The 22583-nt window shown below is 66.7% G+C and carries 16 protein-coding genes; 1 reads left to right on the forward strand and 15 read right to left on the reverse strand.

Going from position 1 to position 22583, the window contains the following annotated elements; all coding sequences use genetic code 11:
* Positions 1–423 precede the first annotated feature (423 nt).
* The 9 genes from K8O92_01380 to K8O92_01420 all read right to left on the reverse strand — a co-directional run bounded on the left by K8O92_01380 (position 424) and on the right by K8O92_01420 (position 10517).
* Positions 424–2337 carry a hypothetical protein gene (locus K8O92_01380; GenBank protein ID UAK32715.1) on the reverse strand — a complete coding sequence of 638 codons (1914 nt, stop codon included), beginning with the start codon at positions 2335–2337 and terminating at the stop codon, positions 424–426.
* Between the two features lie 148 nt (positions 2338–2485).
* Positions 2486–5014, reverse strand: coding sequence for a hypothetical protein (locus K8O92_01385; protein ID UAK32716.1), 2529 nt, complete (start codon positions 5012–5014; stop codon positions 2486–2488).
* Positions 5015–5021: 7 nt separating this feature from the next.
* Positions 5022–5342, reverse strand: coding sequence for a hypothetical protein (locus K8O92_01390; protein ID UAK32717.1), 321 nt, complete (start codon positions 5340–5342; stop codon positions 5022–5024).
* 37 nt (positions 5343–5379) lie between these two features.
* Positions 5380–5730, reverse strand: a complete 351-nt coding sequence (locus K8O92_01395) for a hypothetical protein (GenBank protein UAK35371.1) — start codon at positions 5728–5730, stop codon at positions 5380–5382.
* A gap of 20 nt (positions 5731–5750) precedes the next feature.
* Positions 5751–6476, reverse strand: a complete 726-nt coding sequence (locus K8O92_01400) for a hypothetical protein (GenBank protein ID UAK32718.1) — start codon at positions 6474–6476, stop codon at positions 5751–5753.
* Complete coding sequence (locus tag K8O92_01405; GenBank protein ID UAK32719.1) at positions 6473–6811, reverse strand: YbaB/EbfC family nucleoid-associated protein; 339 nt, start codon at positions 6809–6811, stop codon at positions 6473–6475. The genes K8O92_01400 and K8O92_01405 overlap by 4 nt, the downstream gene beginning before the upstream one ends.
* 22 nt (positions 6812–6833) lie before the next feature.
* Positions 6834–8303, reverse strand: coding sequence for a PPE domain-containing protein (locus K8O92_01410; protein UAK32720.1), 1470 nt, complete (start codon positions 8301–8303; stop codon positions 6834–6836).
* Positions 8304–8349: 46 nt separating this feature from the next.
* Positions 8350–9960, reverse strand: coding sequence for a hypothetical protein (locus tag K8O92_01415; protein UAK32721.1), 1611 nt, complete (start codon positions 9958–9960; stop codon positions 8350–8352).
* Positions 9961–9971: 11 nt separating this feature from the next.
* Entirely contained in the window at positions 9972–10517 is a 546-nt protein-coding gene (locus tag K8O92_01420) for a hypothetical protein (protein ID UAK32722.1), read from the reverse strand.
* Between the two features lie 892 nt (positions 10518–11409).
* On the opposite strand from K8O92_01420, the gene K8O92_01425 reads away from it, so the two are divergent.
* Positions 11410–12513 carry a DUF4226 domain-containing protein gene (locus K8O92_01425; GenBank protein ID UAK32723.1) on the forward strand — a complete coding sequence of 368 codons (1104 nt, stop codon included), beginning with the start codon at positions 11410–11412 and terminating at the stop codon, positions 12511–12513.
* A 95-nt stretch (positions 12514–12608) separates the two neighbouring features.
* On the opposite strand, the gene K8O92_01430 is transcribed toward K8O92_01425, so the two are convergent.
* The 6 genes from K8O92_01430 to K8O92_01455 all read right to left on the reverse strand — a co-directional run bounded on the left by K8O92_01430 (position 12609) and on the right by K8O92_01455 (position 22569).
* Positions 12609–13493, reverse strand: a complete 885-nt coding sequence (locus K8O92_01430; GenBank protein UAK32724.1) for a MurR/RpiR family transcriptional regulator — start codon at positions 13491–13493, stop codon at positions 12609–12611.
* A gap of 118 nt (positions 13494–13611) precedes the next feature.
* The gene (locus K8O92_01435; protein UAK32725.1) at positions 13612–15909 is read right to left on the reverse strand and encodes a hypothetical protein; all 2298 of its coding nucleotides are present in this window, start codon (positions 15907–15909) and stop codon (positions 13612–13614) included.
* Between the two features lie 227 nt (positions 15910–16136).
* Positions 16137–17057, reverse strand: a complete 921-nt coding sequence (locus tag K8O92_01440) for a transglycosylase SLT domain-containing protein (GenBank protein UAK32726.1) — start codon at positions 17055–17057, stop codon at positions 16137–16139.
* A gap of 585 nt (positions 17058–17642) precedes the next feature.
* A complete protein-coding gene (locus K8O92_01445) occupies positions 17643–18770 on the reverse strand; it encodes a DUF4226 domain-containing protein (protein ID UAK32727.1) in 1128 nt (375 codons plus the stop codon).
* A 439-nt stretch (positions 18771–19209) separates the two neighbouring features.
* A complete protein-coding gene (locus K8O92_01450) occupies positions 19210–20100 on the reverse strand; it encodes a hypothetical protein (GenBank protein UAK32728.1) in 891 nt (296 codons plus the stop codon).
* 57 nt (positions 20101–20157) lie between these two features.
* Positions 20158–22569, reverse strand: coding sequence for a hypothetical protein (locus K8O92_01455; protein UAK32729.1), 2412 nt, complete (start codon positions 22567–22569; stop codon positions 20158–20160).
* Between the last annotated feature and the right edge of the window lie 14 nt (positions 22570–22583).

The raw sequence follows: 22583 nt of genomic DNA on the forward strand, positions 1-22583 counted from the left end.
GTCAGTGCGCTCCGGAAGGTGTACTCCTGACGTTGCCTCGGGCGCGCAGCCCGAGATGGACTGAACCTGAACGGTCGGGCAGATCGTGCGGGTCGCCCCGGGCGACTCGATGTCGGTCTCGCAGCGATCACCAGCGCAGACCGTTCCGGTCCGCTGTGCCTGGCCGATGCTGTTGACCAGTTGTCATAGCTCATGCCGTACCGTCGGATTCCGCTATCCGGCGGCGGCTACCGTAACAGGATCGGCTATCTTCCCCCAAGCCTCTCGTGCGAACACCGGCCACGATTCCGGTTGAAGCTGCGAACACACGGAATCGCGCCGCTAGGGCCGTCCTACCGGAATCGCGTGCGATCCAGGTCGCGGCACCGAAGGAACCACCGTGCCGTGACCCGGATCGCCGGATCTCTTACCTTCGAGTCACCTTCACGACCGCTCCGGCGGCGCCACCGACGGAGGTGATGTCGTCGGCGCGACCACGATACCGGGCGGCGGCCCGCCTGCGACGTCGGGCGCGGTGACCGAGGGAACCGTCGGCCGCGTGACGCGCTCGGGCTGCACGGCGGTGGACACGGGTGCCGGTGTCGAGACGAACTGCGGATGCTGCGTGATCTGTTCGTGCGCGTAGACGGCGTCACGCAGCGTCTGCCTGCTCGGTTCGTTCGCCAGCAGCAGCAACAGCTCGTTGCAACGGCGCTCGAAGACCATGCTGCGCAACGGGGAAACGCCGGCGTCGAGCCGCAGCTGCCCGATCTCCACCCGGCCCACGTCGACCCGCTGCCCGAGCATCGAAGCCGCCAGCAGATCGTCGGCGTCGCGCAGTTCGTCCCACAGTTCGCGTGGCACTGTCTTCCCGGATTGCAGTTCGGCGAGAATCCGTTCGCGAACCCGGCGCGACGTGGCCGCTTCCGCGGGTACCGATCCGGAGCGTCCGACTTGCCCGTGGGCATCCGCGGCGAGTTCCACACAGCGGGAGACCACCTGCGCGTCGGGTACCGACGAGACATGTTCCAGTCCCGCGATAGAACCGGTCAGACCGAGGCGGTCGGCGGTGTCCGGGGTGAACTCGCGCAGGTCGACGTCGTAGGAGGGGCCGACGAGCCCTTCCATCGCCGCCTCACCGAAGCGGGAACGCAGGCCGGGATCGATCGGTCCGGACGACACGAGGGCCGACAATTGCGCGTTCGCCTTCGCACCCCATGCCAAGCCGAATTCCGCCAATACCCGAGCCGGGTCCGTGACGCCCTCCCACGGCGATCCGCTGCCGTCGTCGGCTGTGAGCAATTCGTCCCAGTTCCACGGGGTAGAGACCTCACGAGGCAGGAACAATCCGGCGGGCAGCCAGCCACGGCCTTCGTTCGAGGTGATGAAAATGCCAGTGCCCCCCGGACCACGCATCACCGATACCGCCCAGGCCATGCCCACCGGAGAATCCACTGCGGCGAGCACGCTGCCGAGCAGCGTCCTGGCGAGTACCAGATCGTCGTTCACCTGGTTGCCCACCATGTACGACGGCTCGGCCTCCTTGTCCTTCGCCGAGGCGACAGCGGCGGCGAAGGGACTCGAGACCGGTACGGGCATGGGGGGCAGGTCCGACCGGCCCGTGGCACCGCTGGGCGGCTGTGTCGAACCACGGTCCTCCGCGCCGGAATTGAGCGGCCCCACCCCAGCGGGCGGCATGCCTCCTGTCGTCGGCGACGTCACGCTGGTGCTGGACGGTCCACCCGGTGTCGTCCCGGTCGCGTTCGGTGTGCCGTTGGTGCTGACAGATTCCGTCGGCATGGCAGTCGCGCCGGGCACACCCGTACCCGACGGTGACGCCCCATTCGGCCCGCCGGGCGAGGTACCGAGCGGGTTGTTCTGAGTGCCATCGGGTCCGACGGAAGTGGGACCGGCCGAAGTGGGACCGGCCGAGATGGGCGCATCGGACGGCCCACCGGGCACGGTGGTAGACGGCGACGTCGGCCCGCTCGAACCCAGCGGATCGGTCGAGCTTCCGACCGGCGCCGTCAGGGACGGTTGATCGGTGACGCCGCCCACCTGTCGGATGTGCGAGGCGAAATCCTCGTCGGACTGCTCATAAGCGTCCGCGGACGCACGCAACGAGTCACGAGTGCGCTCGTGCTCGCTGGCCAGCGCCTCGCCCGCACGCTGCCGGGCGTCGTAGTACCGCTCCAGCGCTTCGTAGACCGGATAGGCGATCTTGCCGTAGGTGGGCAGGAAGTTGGCGAGCCAGTCCGCGGGCGGTTTGGCCCATTCCCGCGTGTCACGCGCGACCCGGTCGTGTTGGTCGGCCAGCTGACGCAAAACCGCAGGGTCGATTTCCATGCTGTTCGGCATGCTCGATCAGATCCTTTCCCACCACACGTTCCCCTATTGTCGATCCTTCCCAGACATGGGGAGCCGATTGTCGTGACCGACGCGCCGAGGGGCACCACGTCTTTCCCCTCATTGGTTTCGACGTATCGAGGCGATGGCTCAGACCTGCTCAGCGGCTCGGCCCCGCCGTGATGGTCGGGCGGCGAGCCGGACCGCCGGTGGGAGCGGGAGCCGGAGCGATGAACGACGGGTGGCCCACGACCTGGGCGTGCGCATACATCGCGTCGCGCAAACTCTGGCGTGTCGCGGCCTCCTCCAGCAGCAACACCAGTTCGTCGCACCGCCGCTCGAACACCATGGCGCGCAGTGCGCTCATCTCCGATGCGAAGCGTCCGTCGGATTGTTCGGCGCGCAACTCCCCCAGCGCGACTCTGGACACATCGGCGCGCCGCGACAGCATCGTCGCCGTGAGCAGGTCGTCGGCGTCCCGGAGTTCTTCCCACCACTCCTGCGGCACCTCGCGTCGCTGCCGCAGCGCGGTGAGGATCCGCTCGCGGACAGCGGGCGCACCCAGCGCGGCCGGAGAGCCGAGACCGGCCTTGTGCACGCGAACGTGCGCATCCGACGCCAAGTCCCAGCGGCGCCCGGCGATTTCCGCTTCCGGTGTCGTCACGGCCCGCTGCACCAGCGCCGGGGCCCCCACCAGTTCGAGACGGTCGACCAGACTCGGCCTCGGAGCGCTGAAGTCCATCGCCGACGAGGCGGTCACTTCACCCTCGATCGGCACTTCGCCCAACTGCCGCCGCAACTCGGCGTCGATTTCTCCCGACGCGACGACGGCGGTCAACCGAGCGCCGGACTTACGTCCCCACGCGATCGCGAACTCCGCCAGCACGCGCGCGGGGTCGGCCACACCCTCCCATGCCTGTCCTTCGGAAACCTCCCATACCCAGGGAGTCGAAAGCTCGCGCGGCAGGTACAGCCCGGCGGGCAGCCAGCCGCGGCCCTCGTTCGAGGTGACGAACGCGCTGATACCGCTTTGATGGCGCATCACCGAAACCGCCCAGCCGAGGCCGAGCACCGCGTCGCCCCCTGCCGCCAGGACGCCGCTCAGCAGCGTGCGTGCCAGCACCAGGTCGCCGTCCACCCGCTCACCCAGTACGAATGCCGGGGCCGCTGCCGACGTCATGGCGGCGCCGACCACAGCGCGGATCGAATCGTCGCTGCCGTCGGTCTCATCCCGGTCGGCATTCGCGCGCTGCTCGGTCCGTTCCGGCGGAGGCGCCTTGACAGCGCCGCCCGAACCTGGGGGCGGACCGGCGGTGCCCACCGTGATCTTGGGCGCGACGGCCGGTCCGCGTGCTTCGCTCGGGGGCGTCGCCTGCTTGGCCTGCACTTGCGGCGCACCTGGACCCGCCTGTGCCGCCGGAGCGGAGACCGCCGGCCCCGGCGGATTGACCGATGCCGCCGGTGCCGATGGCGCGAGGTGCGGAGGCGCTACGAGGGGTGGCGGAAGGACGTATGGCATCGGCGGTGACGCACTTTGGTCGGACACGGTCACCGAGGAAGCGGCGTACCGCTCCGGCCCGGCTGCCTCGGGCGCTTCCGTTGCCGACGCGGTCGTGGATCGGTCGTCGGAGCCGGGTTCCGAGCCATCGATCGAGGCATCCGGATCCCTTCGATCCGGGTCGCTGCCCTCCGAAGCCGACTCATCCTGCTGGTCGCCGTCGGTCTGGACATCCCGATCGGCGGCTACGGGCTCGGTGTCCGTGACCTGCGTACGAGGCGTTCCGGCCGCGGACGGCAGGCCCGTGCCGTCGTCGGACACCGCGCCGGGCACGGGGCTCACGGGGACAGGCGTTGTCCCACCAGGCGGGTATTGCGTGGGCTCGGAACTTGTCGGTGAAGGCGGACCGGCCGAAGGTTCATCGGCAGGAAGGGAATTCGGCTGCTCCCTGAGTTCGTCACCGGGCAGGAGCGGGTCGACCGGATCGGCGGCAGGCTCGTCGGCGACGACCTTCGGCAACAGCGGGACCGGAGAAACGTCCTTCGGTCGATTCGTCCCTTGCGGTCCGTCATCACGCGGAGCACCGGAGTGGTCTCCGGCCTGCCGGTGCTCTGGATAGTCGTCGGTGTCTCCTTCGTTGCCGGGCGCCCAAGGTCCCGGCTGTCCCAGCGCGTCGGCGATCAAGCCGAGACTGGGCAGGCCCTGCGGGTTGATCGAGCCGAGCGCTGCCCGGACGACATCCTCCACGTCGTCCCTGGCGGCGGCGATCATGCCGGGAATTCGGCTGCGAATGGCCTGGGCGTCGGATTCGTCGTCCTCCGCGGCGGCCGCGCGTTTGGTCTGGTTGATCCTCGACGTGGTTTCGTCCACGATGTCCAGGATCTTGTTGCGGGTCCGGTACACCAGGTCCGAGAAATCCCGGAAGGTGTCCGCGGCGGCCTCCAAGGCGTCCGCGAACGACTGCGGGTTCATTCTCTGCCGCAGCATGTCGTCCTTGACCGGTTGCAGACCGGCACTGGAGCGGACCCGCTCGTCGAACTCGCGGCGTTTGCTGTCGGCGTCGAGCAAGTCCAACGCCCCCGCACCGTCCCGCGCGAGACGTTCCAGCGCATTCCAGTCCCCCGGCGAGATCACCGGCCAGTTGTCGCCGACGATCGCGTCCCAGTACGGACTGCTGCGCTCCGGTTCCATCAGCGAATCAGATGGATCGGGTCCGACGACGCACCTCGGCCGCACCTGCGCGATCGGCGTCGCCATGGGTGTAGGACACCTGGGCGGTGACCTGAGTCGCCGCGTCCACGCGGCGTCCGTTTGCCCGTTCCGCGCGCTTGAACATGGCCCGCATCCGGTGCGTGAGCGCCACGAGTTGCCGATCGATCTCCGATTCGGGCCGTCGGGGCGCGACGAAGCCATCGCTGATCGTCGCGACTTGGCCGCCCACCGTGGTGATCGCGGTTCGGAACTTGCGCGCGGCGGCGACCACCTCGTCCGGGTCGTCGGTATCGAATTTGTCGGTCATGTCGCTGTCCTATCTCGCCGGCTACGGCGGTCTGCGCTCAGGTATCGCGCCGGAACTCGGCCTCCTCCATGGCGCGGTACGACGCCTCGGTCGGAAGGTCGAACGAGTCGATCGTGTAGGAACGGGTGCCCTTGTACTCCATCTCGGCCCGCAGGCCGACGCGCGACTTCGCATGCGCCAGTCGCGCGAGCTTGACAATCTGGGACGCCAACCAGTCGTCGCCGTTGTCACGAGCGTCGTCGGTGATGTACAGGCCGATGATCTCCCCGTCCCGGTCGCATCCGACGCCGACGCTGTGGTCGGGGTTGAACACCTCGTAGGTCAGGTTCCGCCAGTCCGGTGTGTCGGCTTCCCGCTCATCGTCATCGTCGATGTCGAAGTCGTCCATCTGAAAAGGATGCATGTCGGTCATCGGCTGCTCTCCGAGAATCGTTCGCCGGACTGGGGATCGAGAGAATGGTCGGAATCGTCGGCCGCCGAATCCAGGCGTGCCGCGAGCACGGACCAGGCGGCGTCCTCGATGCGCATGATCTGGCGCATCTGCCAGAACCGGGCACCGAGATACATCTCGCCGGTACCGTCCGCGGCGACGTCGAGATGATCGGGACCGTCCGTGGTCGCGTTCAAGGTCACCGCCGTGACCGGCGGGCGCGTGTCGTCTACGTTGACCAGGGTCGCACCGCCGCCCGGGATGAAACTCTGCCGCAGCCGGGCGCTGGTGCCGATCGCGACGTCGGCGCTGTTGGTAGTAATTGTGATCTCGGGATTCAGCAGCAGTTGCAGCACCCAGGACCTGGCCACCTGCGCGGGATGGTCGGCGTTGATCGCGATCGTCAGGGTGGCCGCCAGATCGATCACGAGCACCGCATCCGTGGACGTGACACCGACGACCACCAGCCGTCTGGCGGTGCCGACCGGGTAGGGCAGATCGTCGGCGGCCAGCGACACAACGTCCGCCCCGACACCACCTCCGGTCGCCGGGTGGGCGGAGACGGTTCCGGTGGCGACATCGATGGTGTAGGCGACGATCGTCTCCGAGATACCGTCCGTTACCCCGGCCAGACGTACCAGCCCTTCGTCGTGCAGCCACCGCACCGTGTCCGCGACGGTGACCTCCGGGGCGGGCTCGGTCATCCGGGCTGCCCCGAAACAGTGGCAACCGGCTCGGTTTCGTCGACGGGGACCTCCATGACGCTTTGGTACTGCCGCGCGGCGTCCGCGGTGCTCTCCCGGATGGCGGCCATGATCTCGGCCACCAGTTCCGGGCTGCTGAGCCGCGCGACGGTGCCCGGCGCCAGGTAGAGATCGGTCAGCCTGCCCATCGCGTCGACCTCCGGGATGACCGCGCCGCTCGGCGAGGGCCTGCGGGCGCGAATGTTATCGATCTTTTCCCGCATCTCGGCGATCCGGTGCCGCAGATCGCGGGCGGCGTCCAAGGCTGCCTGCACGTCCGGGTGGATGGAACTCACGACTCCACCTCGCTGCGCTCACTCATGCGTTACCTCCGGGTTGAGAAGGGGTCTGGTTGCTCGGCGCGGGCGTCGGCGGAGTCACGGTCGGGGCTATGGTCGGCCGTTCACCGATCACCGCTTCGGTGTGCGGTGTGTCGTCCACGTACATCAAGCGGTCGGGATGCCACGCCACGACACGATTGCGGTCGTTGTTGCCACCGGCTCCGTTGCCCATGCCCGGCGCCATCGGCATGTACGGCATCATCGGTGCACCGCCGCGGGCGGCGGCGGCATTGGCGCCCGACGACGCGGCGAGGGGTTCGATCACCGAGGTGCGCGGCATGCCCGAACCCAGGCTGGCCGCCGCGGCCACCGGCAAGGCGCTGGCCTGGATGGTTGCGGCCTCGACATCCGGGATGCCGGCGCCGGGGCTGCCTGCGGGCATCCCACTCGGGCTGCCCGCGCCGAGTCCGCTCGGGATGCCCAGGTTGTCGTAGCCGTATTCGTCGAGGCCGTAGTCGTCGTAGGCCTGCGACGTATCCTGCTGCCCGAGCTGGCTCAACGGCATTCCGGCCGAGGCCATAGCGCTCATCAGGGCCGGCAGCATCTGGGTCAGCGCGCTGGTGTCACCGCTGCCGTTGCCCTTACCAGCGGCTTCAGCGGCGCCCTCGCCAGCACCGACCTTCGAGCCGACCTCGGTCGAATAGCCGGTGATCGTCTCCGCCGAGCGAGCGTTCTGTTCGTTGAACTTCGCCAGAGCGGCCTGGATGCCGAGTTCGTTCTTGGAGCGCATCGCCTTTATGAGCTCCTTGCGCGCGGCGATGATCTCCTCCGGTGTCGGGTGTTTCGCTTTGGCCGTCCGGAATGCGTTGCTGTAGGTGTCGATTCCGTCGGCCAGCAGCCCGATACCGGTGCCGAGCTGGTCCAGCCACCCGCGGCGCTGGCCGAGTTCGGCGGCCGCCGCGGCGCCGACCGGTTCCCAATGCTGCATCGCCTTGGCCGCGGAGTCCACACCATCGACGGCCGCAAGGTGGGGGCCGAGGGCGAACTTGCGCAGCGCGTCCGCGAAACCCTTCGCCGCACCGGGCCCAGGTCCGGAGTGCAGCTGCTGGGCGAAGGTCAACGGGTCGACGGCGCCGCCCGCGACGGGAAACCGCATCGCAGGCGGCCGCCGCTGCCCCAGTTCCTGTACTTCGCCCACCGGATTGGCGACGAGTTCGCCACCGCTGCCGTTGATCTCCCGGGCTCCACGGTCGTCGGCGGCAGTGTAGTCGGCGGCCGCCGCGCCGATGTTGAACGCGGTGCGCTGGACATCGGTGAGCACACCGGCCAATCCGTTGAGCAACGACGCGGCCTGCGCATTGAGCTGGGGCACCGCGGCGGCCGAAATCGGATCAGCCCCCGCGGGCACGACCCATCCGCCGGGCAGCGCCATCCCGGTATCGCGCGCCACCGCAGCGAGTTTCGACGCCGCAGCGACGAGTTCCTGCGGATCCACATTCAGCGCCATCGCGACCTCCTCTCCTCATCTGCCGCCTCTCGCACTTCTCGCGCGATCAGCCCGCCGCGACAACCGGCATTGCCGCGTTCGCGGGCTGATCGGCCGCGCCCGGCGTCACGGGGGGCGCGCCCTTGTCCGCCGGCGCGGTCAGCTCGATGCCCTTCGGGTGTACGAACCCGGAGAACTGACCGAATTCCCCGCCACTGTCGGACATCTCCGGTGTGAACGGTTTCAGCTCGCCGTTGATGACGGCCTCCAGCGTGCCACCCTCCTCGGAACCGAACACCACGAGGATCGCGGTGCCCTTGTCCCACGTGGCGACGTCGCCGGTCATCAGCTGGTAGGGATCGACGCGATCGCCGATCTGCTTCTTGTCCGACCACTTCGCCGGTGTCTTCTCGTAGGCCTTCTGGGCGTCGGTGCCGCTGGCGTTGCCGAACGCCGCGTCGAGCGCTTGCGCGACCATAGCGGACACCTTTTGCGTGCGACCGTCGGGGAAGGTGTAGATCACGCTGCCGTCCGCCTCCGGTGTCCGGCCGGGCGCCACCGCGGGTTGTGTGGAAGGCGCTGTGCCGGCGGGTGCTCCGCTGTGCTGGGTCGCCGGAGCCGTTGTGGCGGGCTGCACGGTGGCGGGCTGTGCCGTAACCGGCGCGGTGACCGGCGGCGGAGGCACCGGAGCGAGTTCGTCGTCGAAGCGGTGCGGATCCAGTTCGGCCCGCCGATTGTTCAAGTCCTGGTCGGCCATGTTCCGCATCATCGCCTGCTGCATCATCATCGGCAGCATCGAACTCATCATGTCCATGCCCGAGCCCATCGGCGACGTGGCCGGGGTCGACGGCGGGATAGGCGTCGTGGGTGTCGCGCCAGGGATGTTACCGATGCCGTCGACCCCACCGGGCGTGTTCACGCCGGGAAGGTCCGTACCGGGGTCACCCAAGTCGGGTGGCGTCAAACCGGAGTTGTCCGGATTATCCAAACCGTCCAAGCCATCCAGGCCGGGCGGGAGGAGACTGTCCGTGCTCGGGGGATTCGGAGGCTGCTGTATGCCGGGCGTCCACGTGTCGATAGGCGGCGGATTCAACGCCGGATTCTTCTGCGCTGCCTCCAGATCCTTGATCTGCTTCTTCAGGTCTTCGATCATTTTGGTCTGGTCGTCGATTGTTCCCGCAACCCCGCGCTGACCTTCACTTACCTTGTCTACCTCGGTAGCCGCGCTGCTGCCCGCGTCGGCAACCCAGTTCCAGATGTAGTCATCGATACGTATTCCCTGAGGTGGGACGGTCGGCGCCAACGCAACGATTTTTGTATCGATCACCGAATTGATTGCTACCTGCCCGCGATTGGACCACTTCTTGGACTCTCGCACCGAGGTCACCAGATTACTGCTGGAAGTGTGGAGCGTGGTCCACGCATTCCGGAGTTTCACCGCGACTATTGCATAGTCCTGAAAACTCCCGATTGCGCCACTCGGGGCGACCTGCGGCACCTGCGGTGCGGCAGGGGGATCTTCCGTGGCATTCTTGCCGAAACTCTTGTAAATATCATCGAAGTTGTTCCACAGATCCTTGAAGATGGACTCGGTGAATTCAGAATAAACAAGTTCACGAGGATAGTTGCCGTTCGCGATCGCCTGCCGATCGGGCATCAGCATTGGGTGCATCTCCACAGAACTGCTCCTCAGCGGGTGAACTGCGTCAATTCATTCAAAACCTTGGTTGGAAGCGTGCCCACCCCCCCAACGATCCCCGTCATCGGCGCAGGAGGCACAGCCTTATGCTGCCCGCCCGCAATGCCGGCGCCCACGCTCGCCCCGCCCAACCAACCGCGGGCCGCATTCAGCGACGCACCTCTCGCATTCCATGCATCTCCAAAGGCCATGCGATTTGCCGGGTTACGAATACTCGGATTCACCGCTCCCGAAAGCGCCCGCCGCGCCAGATTCTGCCCACCCATCGTCGCGAATCCGCCGCGGATGGCGCCACCGATACCGCCTCCCAGCAAGGCAAAGGCGCCGGTTTGAGCGCCATTGGTCACCGCTTCACCGAAGCTGCCGCCCTCGGCCCCGGTTATGGCCGCTTCCGTTAGTCCCGCGAACAAGGCAGCGCCCGCCGCAGTCCCGACGCCAGGAAGGAGCACCGACCCGACCGCGCCACCAACAAAGGTGGCGCCGGTGGTCAACGCGAACTTTCCGACATCTCCCCATGAGATACCGAAGAAGCTCATGAGATCACCTCCCGGTTGCTAGAGCGAGCGCCGGTCCCCGGCCGACCGGCCGGCCAGACGCCTGGTCGTCGGTTACCCCCATTGCGGCCGGCACCAACCGGTGGGCCGAAGGCGCGCAAGGTTCGAGCCTCACCACGGCTGAGTCCGCCTCTCGATCGAACTCATCGCCGAACGGGAGCGACGCATGCCAACGACCGACCATGAGTGAGACCTACTTTCGACGTCTTCATTGTCGAGGCTTCCCAACTACGGGAAGCACGGCGTTGGCAGAACCGGGGAGGCTGGTCCCAATCCCTTTACACTGACAGGCGCGAATCGACCAGGCTGCCTATCAGTTGACAGCAACCAAGAGGATGGGTCGGATGCACCTCTGCCACCTGTGGGTGGAACCTCCGGTTCGGGCGTGGTTCCACCTGCCGATGGCACCGACGACCGGGGGAAGGTCATGACCTCTGCTGAAATCTGGCCTCCCGAGGTCGAGGTAGAAGCGAAAGAGCCGGGCACGGCTGAAGCTCAGCGGCCCGCGCCGGTGACGCCGTGGTCGAGCCGACCGGATCAGCGACGGCCACAGCCGGCTACCGCCATACCGGGACAACCAGGCGGTCCGCCTGTGCCGGGCCAATCGGGTGCTCCGGCGCCCGGTTCCTCCAATGGCGCCGGGCAGCCGGGCCAATCCGGATCGCCAGGTCCTTCTCAGTCGGTTCCGGTTCAGCCGGGTGTGGCTCCTCCGGTTGCTGGTCAGCCTCAATCTGCTCCTGCTCCTGGTCCGGGTGTTCCGGGTCAGTCGCTGCCGGGTCCGGGTGATGTGGTGCCGGGTGGTGTGGTGGCGCCGGGGGTGGGGCAGGCGCCGCCGGTGGGTGCGGGTGGTGAGGGTGGGCCGGAGCCGGGGCCGTTGGTGGATCCGGCGTTGGTGGCGGGTGTGTTGCCGATGGCGGGGATGATGGCGATGGGGATGTTGCCGTTGATCGCGTCGGCGTTGTCGGGGTTGGGTAGTGGTGGTGGGAGTGGTGGGGGTGGGGCTGCGCCGGTGGCGGCGAACGCGGGAGTTGACGGGTCGGGTGTGGCCGGTGGTGGGTTGTCGCCGGAGGCGGTGCGGGCGTTGGAGGTGTTGAAGCAGTTGGAGGGGGTGTATGGGGAGGGGGATCCGTCGGATCCGCGGGTGCGGGAGTTGCAGCAGCAGTTGGGGATTTCGCCGGGTGGTGGGAGTGGTGAGACGGCGCGGGCGGTGCGGGCGAAGCGGTTGTTTCAGCGGAATGCGGCGAAGGCGTTCAATAATGTGGATAACCAGTTGGTGTCGTATATGCGGGGGTTGGCGGGGTCGAACAAGGTCGATAAGAAGGCGATCGTGGGGTTGGTGCGTGAGGTGAATGTGGCGTTGGCGGAGTTGGGGCCGCAGGCGTATACGAAGGCTGGGCAGCAGAAAGTGCATCAGATTTTGACTGCTGCGTTGCGGAAGGCGCATGCGATCGTGTCGGGTGGGCAGGCGAAGTCGGATGATATTGCCGGTGCGATCAATCGGTTGACCAAGCAGTATCTGTACAACATCGCGGGTAGGAATTACACACCACCCAAAACCGGCACCCCCGCGGCGTCCTCGGCCGTGCAGCGGGCGATCCAGATCGCCGCCGGCGAACTCGGCGTCAGCGAGTACGCCGAGGATCGCGTGAACCGGCCGTACAACATCAACGACGCATGGTGTGCCTCTTTCGCCACCTGGGCCTGGAGGCAAGCGGGTATCAACGTGCCTTGGTCCAACAAGAATCATGTGCGAAGCATCTGGTCCGATGCGCAACGTATGGGCCTCGCCGGCAGCTCATCCAGCGCGCGACCCGGTGACCTCGTGATTCTCAACGGCGGCGGTCACATCGGCATGGTGGTGGCGCGTAATGGCAACACCATCACCACCATCGAGGGCAACTCCAGTGATGCGGTACGCCGGCGAACCTACAACCTCGGCGCCAGCGGCATGGTCGGCGTCGTCCACCCACCAGGCTGACTCACCCGCGCCGGCCTTCAGTCGAGCGGCCGAGATTTCCGCGCCGCCCACCGAGTCCAGCGGCCGCCGACGGTCACTACTGGGATGACGCGGGATCAGACACCTCTCGCGCGATGATCTTCATACACGGAGAACTCCGCCAAGAGTTTCTCATCCGGAGCGAGTTCCGAGCGCCGATCGGAACCCAGCCGACGCTCGACGGCGAAAGCCAACGCCTGCGCCACCGAGGTGAGCGCAGTCAGGGAAGGCAGATCCGACAGCCCGCCTGTCTCGGCATAGAAGGTCAGATCGGCGATACGCGCCAGCGGCGAAGACGGCCCATCCGTGAAAGCGATGGTGGTCGCGCCACGTCCGCGGGCCCATTCCACCGCCTGCACCGTGTCGCGCGCGTACCGGTGAATGGATACCGCGACCAGGGTGTCGCCCGCACCGATGTCGCCCAATTCATCGACGAAAAGGCCTGCGGCGGCCTTGATTTGCCTGACCCCCGGCCGGATCGCTCGCAACAGATAGGCCACCTGATAGGCCACCGACAGCGAGACACGCAAGCCCACCACATGCACCGTCTCGGCTGAAATCACCGCGTGTACCGCCCGCTCCCAGTCGTCCCGATCGATCCGGTCGAACGCACGTGCCACATTGGCGGTGTCGTGTTCTAACACGGTGCTGAGGAACTGGTCACGTGAGGTCGGTTCGGCGGCGCGCTCACGATGCACGTTCGCTTCGGCGGCGAGCTGCCTGCGGCAGAGCCGGACCAGGTCCGGGTATCCCGACAGACCGAGCATGGTCGCGAACCGCACCAGCGACGACCGATGCACCCCGGCCAACTGCGCGCTCTCGCCGATGCTGCGAAAAGCGGTGCCCTCCGGGTCGTCGAGCACCAGCCGGGCGATCCGCTGCTGCCCCTCGGCGAGATCAGGAAATCGCTGTTGCAACAGCCCACGCAATTCCCGGTAACTGCTGGGTGCCTCGCTGGCCACGTGTGCCCTACCGGAAAGCCACGTGGGCGCTCTGCCGATCCATTCGTTCGATATTGCCCGCGACGGCTTCGTCCACACCACCGATCGGCGAATATTGTCAGTCTGCACACACCTGCACCTAGGGATCCCATGGGTCCGGCCCCGCGTCCGGGTCGAAACTGTCGAGGTTGGATATCCTCCTGGTCGACCGCATCAGCAGCCGCCGGTTGGCCTCGCTCTGGTCGTTGAAATAGTTCTGTGCGGCGTCCTGATGCTGCAGCGCCAGTTGTCGCCCGATGTGCTGGCGCACGTCTCGCCCGGCGGCGCGCCAATCGTCGGGTGTGATCGTTCCGAGTCGCTGTTCATCGTCTACTGCCGCCATCACCCGCTGCACGAACGGATGATTGTCGGGTACCGCGTTCATCGGCGCGATAGAGTGGCGCACGAAGTTGTCGGCCGCCACCACCGCCTGCGCCGCGAACGCGGGATGCGCTGGGATGCCTACGTGGCTCTCCACGGCACGGGCCGCGGCGACGGCTTTCTGCAACGGCGCGAAGCCGAACGGATTCTGCGACATACTGGCCTTCTGCACCGCCGCCGCACGCTGGGCGTCGACCACCTGCTGATCAGTGGCGTTCATCGCGCGCAGTATCGGCGCGATCATCGAGTCCGGCACCTTGCTGTCGCCGAGCCCGTCGAGTACATTCGCGACCCCGAGGGCGGAGTTGATTCCGCCGTCCACGCCCTGCAACCGTCCAGCGGCTTTGAAGCGCCAGTTCGCCCGAGCGGCATTGTTGTACTCGTGCATCTGCCGCAGCATCGGGGAGGTGACGAAACTGTCGAGTTCCTTCCGCTTCTTCCGGCGGGAGAGCGGGCTCAACGGGTTCGGGGTGGCCGCAAGCAGCCAGGCGGTCATCGGCGACATGTTGATCGTGTTCAGCGCGGACATCCCGGCGACCAACCCGCGACCGCGCATCGCGCCTGCGGCCTGCGCACCACCCATGCCGAGTGCCGTTGCCGCCCCTCCTCCGCCGCCGGGCGGCGGTCCTTGGACAGCCGAGGCAAATCGGTTCGCCACCCAATCGTTTCCGCTGCTCAGGCTCAGATCGAGTTTGCGAAGCTGGGAGATCCCGATGATCTCGACGGCGCCCGCGACGATGATCACTGCCATGACCTGCCCACGGGCCTGCTGGAAGAGGTTGCCGAGGAACAGGACATAAATGCCGAGAAAGATGGTGTAGGCGGCCATGCGCGCGGCGGCGATGAATCCATCCACGATATTGCGGACCAGAAACGTCTGCGTCGGCCCGTACACGAAGCCACCCGCGGCGAATCCGAAGATCGTCATGAAACAGTGGTAGATCGCGTCCATCGCCGCCTTCATGACCCTGATGCCGAGATACGCCGCGAACAGCAGCAGGATGCCGCCGCACAGCAGCAGCAGTAACCCGGTGGCCACCTGGCCCATGCTCGGATTACTGGCCTTGGCGTAGGCGGCCGCGTCACCGCAGCTCTTCAGGCCGTTGCGCACGCGGTCGTCGTCACCGGACCGGACGCCCGCCGACCACGCGGCGCTGCACGACGGGTTCTCATCCAGGACATGCCCGAAGTTCCACACCTGCAGCGGACGCCGCGCGAAATCGTCGGCCAGCGTCTCCTGCATCGTCGGGAGCAACTGGGACGGGTTCGGGCTTTCGTTGCCGTGCAATCCCGCGGCCACCGCGATGCCCAGATCACGGCCCTGCGCCAGCAGGCCGTGCGAGGACAGCACCTCCGAAAGCGGCTCGGCTAGGAAAACCGGGCCGAGCACCGCGACCGTCACCATCGTCACGACCTGCACCGCGGCCTTGGCGTGGTATCCGCGCACGATGAACCAGCCGACGAAGAACGCGCCGATGGCCGCCGCGGTCACCAGCACGACCGGCGTCGCGATCTGGCCGGTCAGAGCGTCGCCTACCCCCCGCAGCGCCGTTGCGAACCAGTCCATCCAACGGAAGCTCAGCGCGTAGCCGATCAGCCAGATGGCCGACGTCACGAGGGCCAGGTAGCCGATGAACTCCAGCCCGAGAATCGCCCACAGAATGGTGGCACCTGGATCGAGTGGACCCCCTCGATCGGTGGCGAAGGTGTAGCTGGACAGCGGAACACCTGAAGAGTCGCGGATATTCATCCAGCTGAGGCCATCGACCTGGGAAGTCCCCGCCGTGGCGGCTGTGTTCTGGGCCGATGCGACCGCGCCCAGCAGACCGGGAAAGGCGACGAAGGCGACGAGGATCACGAGAAGCCCCGCGACTCGGCGGCGACGAGACCGATCACCGAGCCGGGCGCGCGCCCACGCGGCGACGCCGCCGGGACAGCGACCTTCCAGATCATCCGATTCGCGTTCCGGTCGTGCCGACCGGCTTCGCGGGGAACGCGCGACCATGGACTCCAGCATGGCGCAACAATTGTTGCGCATCAACCTCTTAGCGCAACGCTCTGTTCATCTTTCGGACATCTTCCGGAATTCCCGGGCAGTGAACAGGAAAGAACTTCAAAGCGCGAGTTTCACACTGCAGCAATTGAATTGAACAAATGACCACTGCGCAGCACTGACTCGGATCTCGGAAGCGAACCGCTGCCCGTGCGGGCCTACTCCGGAACGAGCTCGGCTCACAACCGACCTCAATACCCCACGTACGAACCTCCGCCGCGCATCTGGACAATACCCGGCACATTGCTCACCGACCCATAGCGTTCGATGGCATAGCGCACGCCGGCGACGATGTTGTCCACCGGGTTCCAAATATCCTTGTGTCCCGGAAGGGAATACGCGTTGAACGTCGGATCGATGGTCTGCATAAGACCTTTGGACGGGATCCCGGCCGCGGCGTTGCTGTCCCAGAGATTGATCGCGTTCGGATTTCCACCGGACTCGTGCTGGATGATTGCCGCGATATCGGCCGGATCGATCTGACGCGTGTCGTAGCCGTGCTGCCGCAACACATGCAGCGCTTCGTTGATCCACTGCCCCTGTTGCCCCGACGGCCGCGTGCGCGGCGGGCCGCCGCTGGGACCGCGTGTTCCCGGGTGTGTCGCGCCGCGTGGCCTGCGCGGCCGGACGGGACCCGATTCCCGCAGGTAGTTATCGGCGAGGGCGGCCACCCGCGCCGCGGTGAACACGGCGGATGCCTGCCCCTGACCGAGGACGGTTCCAGCGCGCTGTAGGGCGGTGTCCAAGGTGGAGATGACCAGCTGCCTGCTCGCGGCGGCGTCCTGGATGGTGCCCAGCGCGGTCAGAGCCGTGTTCACCTCGGCGATTATCGCTCCGATCGCAGCCCGTCCGTGCGTGGTGCTGTCGACCGCGCCGCCGAGGATGCGTTCGAGCTCGGCGTTCATCGACTGCGTCGCGTCGCCGTGCCGTGCCCGGTTCTGATTGCTCATTGCGTACTGAGAGCCCAGCGCGCCGTCCCACACTACGGGCCCGCTCGGCCGACCAGCCGGGATGTCTGGCGGCGCGTACGCCTGCCCTGTCGTCGCGGTCGGCGCTCCGTCACCGTATTGGACCGCAATAGCCGCGAGTGCACCCATCGCCGCAGCCGCCATCGGCGTAGACGCGCCTGCCCCGGCGAATGCATCCGAGCGCGGCGCTGCTCCCGATCCGGAAGCAGTGGAGGAGTTTTCGATGGCCGCAGGATGATTCTGGCTTCGTGGCTGCGCCGCAGCGGCGGGCGCCGTCGACGCGGGCGCACCGGTCAGCGGCGGCGCTGCCGGAGCCGTTCCTCCCCTCGCCGACGACTTGACCGGACGCCGAGGTGACGACGTGGTGGTCGCCCGGAAGTCACGTGTACCGGTGGGATCGTCGGATTCCGGCTCCGAAGGGGTTCGGTTCGTCGGCGCCATCAGTACTCCGTACCGACCTGGGCACTGAGCAAGCGCGGAACCGCGAGCTCGGCAGCGTGAATGCCGGTGCGGCAGGTATCGGCGGCCCCTGACATCGGTGTGGCAACCTCCGTCGATTCGCTGGCCCATGTCACGTGTCGCGCTGTGCACGCACCCCACGGAGGGCCTCGCGCTGAGGCCCTCTCCCGCAACGTATCCGGAGCTTAGCCCAGTTTCCGAGGCTTTCTCACACAGCACGTTCCCGGAGGCGGGCATATCCCCTGAGACCGGCTCGAGCGCCGCGAACAGCTAGACGGCTACATTGCGCATGGCGGCCGCGACACTGTTGGCATAGGCGATACGTTGCCCTCGCGCCGCTCCGTCGCTTCTTTCGTAATATCGATCGAACACCGCCGCCGCGGCAGCGGGCGTTTGCGCACCCCGGAGATATCCGTAGGCGGAGGATTCATTGGTCCGCAGTTCGTACATCATGAAATCGACCTGGACCTTCCAGTCGCTGACCGGCTTACCCTGCGCGGCGGCGTAACGCTCGAGGTTCTTCCGTCGGCCGCCCAGCCACTGGCACAGACCGATCGCGCCCTCGCGCGCGTTGTACGCGCCGGTGTTGAAGCCCGACTCGACCTTCATGTTGCCCACGATCCCCGCCGCCTGCGCGGGTGTGAGCCCGTATTTGGAGACGAGGTACCGGTAGATGTCCGCAGGCTGGGGATTCGAGCCTCCGGGGAGGTTGTCCGTTCCGGGGGTGCCGGTTTTGGGTGGTGTGTAATTCCTACCCGCGATGTTGTACAGATACTGCTTGGTCAACCGATTGATCGCACCGGCAATATCATCCGACTTCGCCTGCCCACCCGACACGATCGCATGCGCCTTCCGCAACGCAGCAGTCAAAATCTGATGCACTTTCTGCTGCCCAGCCTTCGTATACGCCTGCGGCCCCAACTCCGCCAACGCCACATTCACCTCACGCACCAACCCCACGATCGCCTTCTTATCGACCTTGTTCGACCCCGCCAACCCCCGCATATACGACACCAACTGGTTATCCACATTATTGAACGCCTTCGCCGCATTCCGCTGAAACAACCGCTTCGCCCGCACCGCCCGCGCCGTCTCACCACTCCCACCACCCGGCGAAATCCCCAACTGCTGCTGCAACTCCCGCACCCGCGGATCCGACGGATCCCCCTCCCCATACACCCCCTCCAACTGCTTCAACACCTCCAACGCCCGCACCGCCTCCGGCGACAACCCACCACCGGCCACACCCGACCCGTCAACTCCCGCGTTCGCCGCCACCGGCGCAGCCCCACCCCCACCACTCCCACCACCACTACCCAACCCCGACAACGCCGACGCGATCAACGGCAACATCCCCATCGCCATCATCCCCGCCATCGGCAACACACCCGCCACCAACGCCGGATCCACCAACGGCCCCGGCTCCGGCCCACCCTCACCACCCGCACCCACCGGCGGCGCCTGCCCCACCCCCGGCGCCACCACACCACCCGGCACCACATCACCCGGACCCGGCAGCGACTGACCCGGAACACCCGGACCAGGAGCAGGAGCAGATTGAGGCTGACCAGCAACCGGAGGAGCCACACCCGGCTGAACCGGAACCCCGGCCTCCCCGCCACCATTCGGCTGACCAGACCTCGTTTGCTCCGGCCCGGGAGATCCGGGTTGCCCCGCTCCAGGGGAGGGACTGCCAGGCTGACCCGGCATCCCACCCGGTCGCGGCCGCTGCTGATCCGGCCGGTGCGTCCACGGTGTCACGGGTCCCGGCGGCGTCTCGGGATCCTCACCGGTCTCTACCTGGGGCTCTACGTCTGTCGGGGGCATCGCTTACTCATCACATTCCACTGCCGAGTACTCGCTTCACCCGCACGTCGTTCGCGTTCGGGATGGCCAGCTCGACGAGTTCACCGGTCGGCGCATCGGTGGTGACGAGCCGTGTGTCACTGACGGCGATGCCTACCTGGGTCGGCGCGTTGTTCCGAAAATTCCAGAAGACCAGGTCGCCCGGAGATACCGCGGCGAGATCCACCCGATGACCACACGCGCCTTGTGCCGCGAGGGTGTTCGGCAGCACGACTACCGCCGCATCGCCGATCTCCCCACATGCCCGCCGCGCCGCACCGCTCGATTGCCCCGCACCACCTCCGGCCGGCGGCTGCGCCGCCGTGCCCTCGGTAGTCGCGCATCGACCTGTCGTTTGCGCGGCCGAGGCGTGGTAGATCACCGATCTGGTGAACTCCGCGGCGGTCTCACGGCCACCGGAGCCGCTGCGGGCCCCACTCGCCGCCAGCTGTGCCAGCGCGAGCTGACGCGCACACTCCGCGCCGATGCCCGAGTTGCCGGTCAGTAGGGGGACATTCTGGCGCGGCGCGAGTCTCATCGCTGTGGAGCAGGAACGCAGCCAATCGGAGGCGTTGGTGTCGTCGGGTGCGATGGTGAGTTCGGCGTACGGATTCGTGGTGGGCGCGGTGGTCACCCCCGCCGCCGGTGTCCTCGGCGCGGTCGGCCGTACCGCCGCCGCGGCGCGAGTGGGCGTCACGGTCAGGGACGGGTCGGGCCCTACCGCACTGTCGCACTGATAATGCAGGTCGGAGGCGATCGCGGAGGCCGTGTTGCCGATGATCACCACCAAGGCCACCAGGACGGCCGACACGACACTCGCGGCTCCCAGCATTGCCCATATCCAGAACGGCATCACCACGAGCGTCCAGAGACGTCCGATCATCGCGTACCTTTCTGTGTAGTCCGAGTCCTCGTCCGGAATTCGAAATGTCGAGGCGGGTCAGCGGCTCCGGGCATTCCTGAACTGCTCCAGCAGGTGGTTCGGAATCGGCTGAAGCGGCTGCGCCGGGTTCGGCTGCGGGAGCGAGACCACACCCGTCGTATGCCGTTGCGCCTGCCACTGATCGGTCTGGGTGGCCTTGTCGATCTCCGAGCGGAGCACACGAATCCGCTCGAAGTCGGTCGGATCCTCAGCCACCCACGCTGTGGCCGCTTGCACCCGCAGCGCGTGCTCGTTGGCGATCCAGCTCCTCAATCGATCCGCGTCCACCTGAGTCAAGTCCGTACCGCCCATCCGGATTCTCGCAGCTCCTGCCTCGGTGATCGGCCCGTCCACATGGTTCTGCAGCGTTTGGATCCATTGCTTGGTCGGATTATCGATGTAGCCCTCGCCGAGCGCGCGCAGGTCGTCCGAGATGCGGACACCGCCGGGGTAGTCGCCTCGGTACCGCGCGACGCTGGCTTCCAACCCGTACAGCCTGGGCCTGGCCCATTCCGGATTCAGGTAGTCGCGCTCGAAATGCTTGTGCGCGGCAAGCACTCGTCCGAGGTGCTTGGATGCCAGTGGCTCATCATCGGCGTGCCGGATGATATCCGCTCGCGCGATGGTCGCCTTCTGCCCTCGGCCCCAGCTGAAACCGGCCATCCGCAGGGCGGACTGCACGCCGCCCATCATGCCTGTGACGTGCGCGACGTTCTCCGCGGCGAAAGCGGCGGCTCGTTCGCTACCGCGGCGAGATCGAGACCTGGCGATGCCGGACCGCGCGACATCACCGGCGGACACGCGATCGTACAGGTTACCGAGCCCAGCCTCTCTCATGTCTCGCGTACTCATGCTCTTCGCCTTGTTCCGCTTGTCGAGGTGATCCACCCGCGAGAAGGGATTCAACGGGTTGAGGCGGCCGCCTGCGATCCATGCGGTGAGCGGCGAGCTGTTGATCGTGCTCAGCGCGCCGAGCATCGCGAGCGGGGCCAACGAGTTGGCCGCACCCGCGTTGCCCATTCCCAAACCCATACCGAGCGGGCTGCCACCGGCAGCGCCTACCCCCTGTCCGGCATTACCGGACTGTATCGCCGCCCCGATGCGGTTGACCACCCAGTCGTTCGCATCGTCGATGTTCCTGCTGATGCGGCGCAACTGAACGATAGCGATGACCTCCACGCCCGCGCCGATGACGAAGACCACCATGATCGAGTCGCCCGCCGATCGAAACAGACTGCCCAAGAACAGCTCATAGAACCCGAGGAAGATCACGAAGAAAGCCATTTTCGCGGCGGACATGAAGCCGTGCACCACGCAACGGACGGTGAATGTCTGCGTCGGGCCGTAGATGTACCCGCCCGCGGCGAATCCGAAGATCGTCATGAATCCGTAGTAGACGAGATCGAGGACCGCCCACATGATCTTGATGGACAGGTAGGCGGCGAAGGCCAGGAGGATGATCGAGCACAGCAGCAACAGCAACCCGGCTCCGATTTGACCGACGCTCGGATTCTGGGTCGCGGCATACGCGGTGCTGTCGCCGCACGACCTCATCCCGTTCTTGACCCGGTCTTCGTCACCGGACCTCATGCCGGCCGTCCACATCGCCCGGCAGGATGGGTTCTTGTCCACGACGTGCCCGAAATTCCACACCTGCAATGGAAGACGGGCGAAGTTGTCCGCCCTGCTCGCCTGCATGGTGCTGAGCAACTGATCCGGGTTCGGGTTGCTGTTCCCGTTCAGACCCGCGGCCACAGACAGCCCGAGGTCTCGGCCCTGTACCAGCACTCCGTGGTCGGAGAGAGCTTTGGACAGCGGATCGGACAGGAAGACCGTCCCGAAGATCGCGACCATCACCATCATGATGACTTGCCACGCGGCCTTGGCATGGTAACCGCGCACAATGAAATACCCGACGAAGAACGCGCCGATCGACACGGCCGTCGCCGCCATCAAAGGCGTCGCGATCTGGGCCGTGACGTTCGTGGCCATCCCTCGCAACGGTGCGCTGAACATGTTCATCCACCGGAAATCCAGCGTCTGATCGGGAAGCCAGAGCCCGGCCGTCACCAACGTCAGCCACGGAACGAAGACGAGAATCAACAGGCCCCACAGCAGCATATTCCCCGGATTGAGCACTCCGCCGCGATCGGTCACGAACGTATAGCTCGAAACATTGACTCCCTGGGAGTCTTTGATGTTCATCCAGCTGGTCGCACTGTTGGGCGCCGACGTCTGGACCAGTGTGCCGTTCTGCGCGATGGACACCGCGTGAATGAAGCCGGGGAAAACGAACAGCAGGAAGAGCGCGATGAGGATCCACGCGATTCGGCGACGACGACGGGACGCGGCGACCCAGGTCCGGAACCGTCGGAATATCACCTGCGGCCGCCAACGCTCGGTGTCCCAGAACTGTGGTTCCCAAGGCATCCCGAAGGAAGGCT

It is taken from the genome of Nocardia asteroides (genome assembly GCA_019930625.1).
Lineage (GTDB): Bacteria > Actinomycetota > Actinomycetes > Mycobacteriales > Mycobacteriaceae > Nocardia > Nocardia sputi.